Here is a 3,692-nt window from a genome sequence, read left to right on the forward strand (position 1 = left end):
CGGTCGCTCGGCGAGCCGGCGCGCGTGTCGCCGACGCCGAGACCGGACCGAAATGCTAATGACACCCCCGCGGCGCCCCTTGACACAGGGTCGGATGGCATGGTGGCGCGGTGCCCGGACCCCTGCATCGTGTGAGTACCGCGACGGCCGTCGTCGTCGCGCTCGCAGCGATGCTCGGTACCGGCCTGTACGCCGCGTTCGCGCCGGCCGCGGCCGCCGCCGGCCCATGGCTGCCACTGGCGGTCCTCCTCGCCGCGGTCGTGGCGCTGTGCAACGTCTCCTCGATCGCGGACCTGACCGCGGCCCGTCCGGGCGGCGGCGGGCTGGTGCCGACGGACCTGCCCCCCGCCGCCGGGCGCCTGGCCGGTATCGCCCGCCTGGTCGCCCGCGGCGCCGCCGCGGTCGCCGCGGCCGGGGTGTTCGGCGCCTACGTGCTGCCCTCGCAGCCGGTGCCGGTGGCGATCGTCGCGGTACTGGTGGTGATCGGGCTCAACGTGGCCGGGGTCCGGATCTCGGTGACCGCCTGCCGTGCCCTGGTCGCCGGCGCGGTCGTGATCCTGGCCCTGGTGACCGTCGTCGGTGCGTTCCCGCCCGGCCCGGCGGGTCCCTCGGCCGCGCTGGAGTCCGCGGCCGCCGCGGGCGCACCGGCCGAGCTGCCGGCGGCCACGCTGCAGGCGGCCGTGCCGGGCAGCGTGTTCGGGGTGCTGACCGCCGCCGCCTTCGTGTTCTTCGCCTTCGCCGGGACCTCGCGCGTGGCGGAGCTGGGCGGGAGCCTGCGCGACCCGCTGCGCACGGTCCGCCGGGCCTCCACGATCGCCGTGCTGATCGCCGGGGTGATCTTTCTCGCGGTGTCCGGGGCGCTGCTCAACGGGCTCGGCGTGGACCGGCTGTCCACCTCGCCGATCCCGCTCGCCTCACTGATCGACAGCGGCAGCAGCCCGGCGCTCGGCGTGCTGGTCCGGGTCGGTGCGGCGGTGGCCACCGGGTCCGCGCTGCTGGCCGTGCTGTCCCGGGGTTCGGAGACCGCGTCCCGGATGGCCCGCGACGGCGACCTGCCCCGGCTGCTGGCCCGCACCGGCTCGCGCGGCACACCGTGGGTCGCCGACCTCGCCGGCGGAGTGCTGGTCGTCGGGGTCACCGTGCTGGTCGGGCCGGTCACGGCGCTGGCGATCTCGGCGTGCGCGGTCCTGGTGCACTACGCGCTGCTGCACGGCGCCGCGCTGCGCCTGCGCGGACGGTCGCGGCGCACGCTCGTCGTCGCGGCCGCCGGCGGGCTGCTGTGCCTGGCCCTGGCCCTGAGCCTGCCGACCTGGGCACTGTCCTCGACCGCCGTCCTGCTCGTCGGGGGCTGGCTGCTGAGCACACTGCTCGCCCGCACCGCAGGCGCCCGCGGCGACGACGAGCTGCCCCGCTCCGGTGACACCGGGGAACAGGCCGCGTAGCCGGGTACGGTCTGCACCCGTGACGGACCTCGACCTGATCTCCAGCCCGCTGCACGACCGGCACACCGCCTCCGGCGCCACGATGGGCGAGTTCGGCGGGTGGTCGATGCCGATCTCCTACCCGGCCGGCACCGTCGCCGAGCACACCTGCGTGCGGGAGAGCGCCGGCCTGTTCGACGTCAGCCACCTGGGCACCGTCCCGGTGGCCGGCCCCGGCGCGGCCGCGCACGTCAACACCTGCCTCTCCGCCGACCTGGAGAAGATCGGCCCGGGCAAGGCGCAGTACACGCTGGCCTGCAACGCCGACGGCGGCGTGATCGACGACATGATCGCCTACCTGGCGAGCCCGGACGAGGTGCTGCTCGTGCCGAACGCGGCCAACTCGACCCGCATCGTGGAGATGCTGCAGGCCGGCGCCCCGGACGGCGTCACCGTCACCGACCGGCACTCCGAGCTGGCCGTGCTCGCGGTGCAGGGCCCCCGGTCGGCCGAGGCACTGGCGTCGGCGCTGGGCGAGGCCGCGGGCGAGATCGACGGGCTGGACTACATGGCCTTCCGCGACCTCGAGGGCGGTGCCGTGCGGGTCTGCCGTTCCGGCTACACCGGCGAGCTCGGCTACGAGCTGGTCCTCGACGCCGCGGCCGCCCCGGCCATGTGGGACGCGCTGCTCTCCGCCGTGCAGGCCGTCGGCGGCGGCCCGTGCGGGCTCGCCGCGCGCGACACGCTGCGGACCGAGATGGGCTACCCGCTGCACGGCCACGAGCTCTCCGAGGAGATCAGCCCGCTGCAGGCCGGCAGCAGCTGGGCGGTCGGTTGGGACAAGCCCGCGTTCTGGGGCCGCGACGCGCTGGTGGCCGAGAAGGAGCGCGGACCGGCGCGACGCCTGCGGGCACTGCGCGCGACCGGGCGGGGCGTGCCGCGGGCCGGGATGGCCGTGCTGCCCGTCGACGGCGGCGAGCCGATCGGCACCGTCACCTCCGGCACGTTCTCCCCGACCCTGCGGACGGGGATCGCGCTGGCCCTGGTGGAGACCGCCGCCGGGGTGAAGCCGGGTGCCGCGGTGCAGATCGAGGTCCGCGGCCGGGCCCTGCCCGCGGACGTGGTGAAGCCGCCGTTCGTGGAGTCCCACGTCCGCTGACGAGGGGTGAGACGGGTATCCGACTACTGCTGCACGGACCGGGGGGATACCGTCGGGGGATGAGCGCGCCGTCCTTCGCCGTCACCATGAATCCCGCGCCCGCGTCGCCGGAGCGGCGCGCCGAGATTCTCTCCGATCCCGGGTTCGGCCGGTACATGACCGATCACATGGCCACGATCCGGTGGACCGAGGGCCGCGGCTGGCACGACCCGGAGATCGTGCCCTACGGCCCGCTCGTGCTGGACCCGTCGTCGATGGTGCTGCACTACGGCCAGGAGATCTTCGAGGGGCTCAAGGCCTACCGCCAGCCCGACGGCTCGATCGCCTCGTTCCGCCCGGACGCCAACGCGCGCCGCTTCCAGGGCTCCGCGGCCCGTCTGGCCATGCCGGAGCTCCCCGAGGACCTGTTCCTGGCCTCGCTGTCCGAGCTGCTCGCGGTGGACAGCGAGTGGGTGCCGGCCTCCGGTGGCGAGGACTCGCTCTACCTGCGCCCGTTCATGATCGCGACCGAGGTCGGCCTCGGCGTGCGGCCGTCCTCGGAGTACCTCTACGCGGTGATCGCCTCGCCGGCCGGGCCGTACTTCTCCGGCGGGGTCAAGCCGATGGACGTCTGGCTCGAGACCGAGTACACCCGCGCCGCGCTGGGCGGGACCGGCACCGCGAAGTGCGGCGGGAACTACGCCGCGTCGCTGCTGCCGCAGTCGGTCGGAGCCGAGCACGGCTGCGCCCAGGTCGCCTACCTCGACGCCGAGGAGCGCACCTGGATCGAGGAGATGGGCTCGAACAACCTGTTCTTCGTGTTCCGCTCCGGGGACGAGATCGAGCTGGTCACGCCGGAGCTGCGCGGCAGCGTGCTGGCCGGGATCACCCGGGACTCGCTGATGACCCTCGCCGAGGACATGGGCATCACCGTCGTGTCGCGTCGGATCGCCGGGCAGGAATGGCTCGGTGGTGCCGCCAACGGCCTGCTGACCGAGGTGTTCGGCTGCGGTACCGCGGCGGTGATCACCCCGATCGGCACCGTCAAGCACCACGGCGGCGAGGTGCAGATCGGCGGCGGCGAGCCCGGCCCGGTGACGCTGCAGCTGCGCGAGCGCCTGACCGCCGTCCAG

General features: G+C 74.9%; 3 protein-coding genes. All 3 read left to right on the forward strand.

Annotated elements, in window-relative coordinates:
* Positions 1-131 precede the first annotated feature (131 nt).
* On the forward strand, positions 132-1,442 hold the full coding sequence (locus I4I78_RS31155) for an APC family permease (RefSeq protein WP_218615092.1): 1,311 nt from the start codon (positions 132-134) through the stop codon (positions 1,440-1,442).
* Positions 1,443-1,461: 19 nt separating this feature from the next.
* Positions 1,462-2,580, forward strand: a complete 1,119-nt coding sequence (gene gcvT / locus I4I78_RS31160; protein WP_308252464.1) for a glycine cleavage system aminomethyltransferase GcvT — start codon at positions 1,462-1,464, stop codon at positions 2,578-2,580.
* Between the two features lie 59 nt (positions 2,581-2,639).
* Positions 2,640-3,692, forward strand: a 1,053-nt coding sequence (locus tag I4I78_RS31165; protein WP_218615093.1) for a branched-chain amino acid aminotransferase, incomplete at its 3' end; no start/stop codon positions are given.

The sequence above is a fragment of the Pseudonocardia sp. KRD291 genome, assembly GCF_019263595.1.
GTDB lineage: Bacteria > Actinomycetota > Actinomycetes > Mycobacteriales > Pseudonocardiaceae > Pseudonocardia.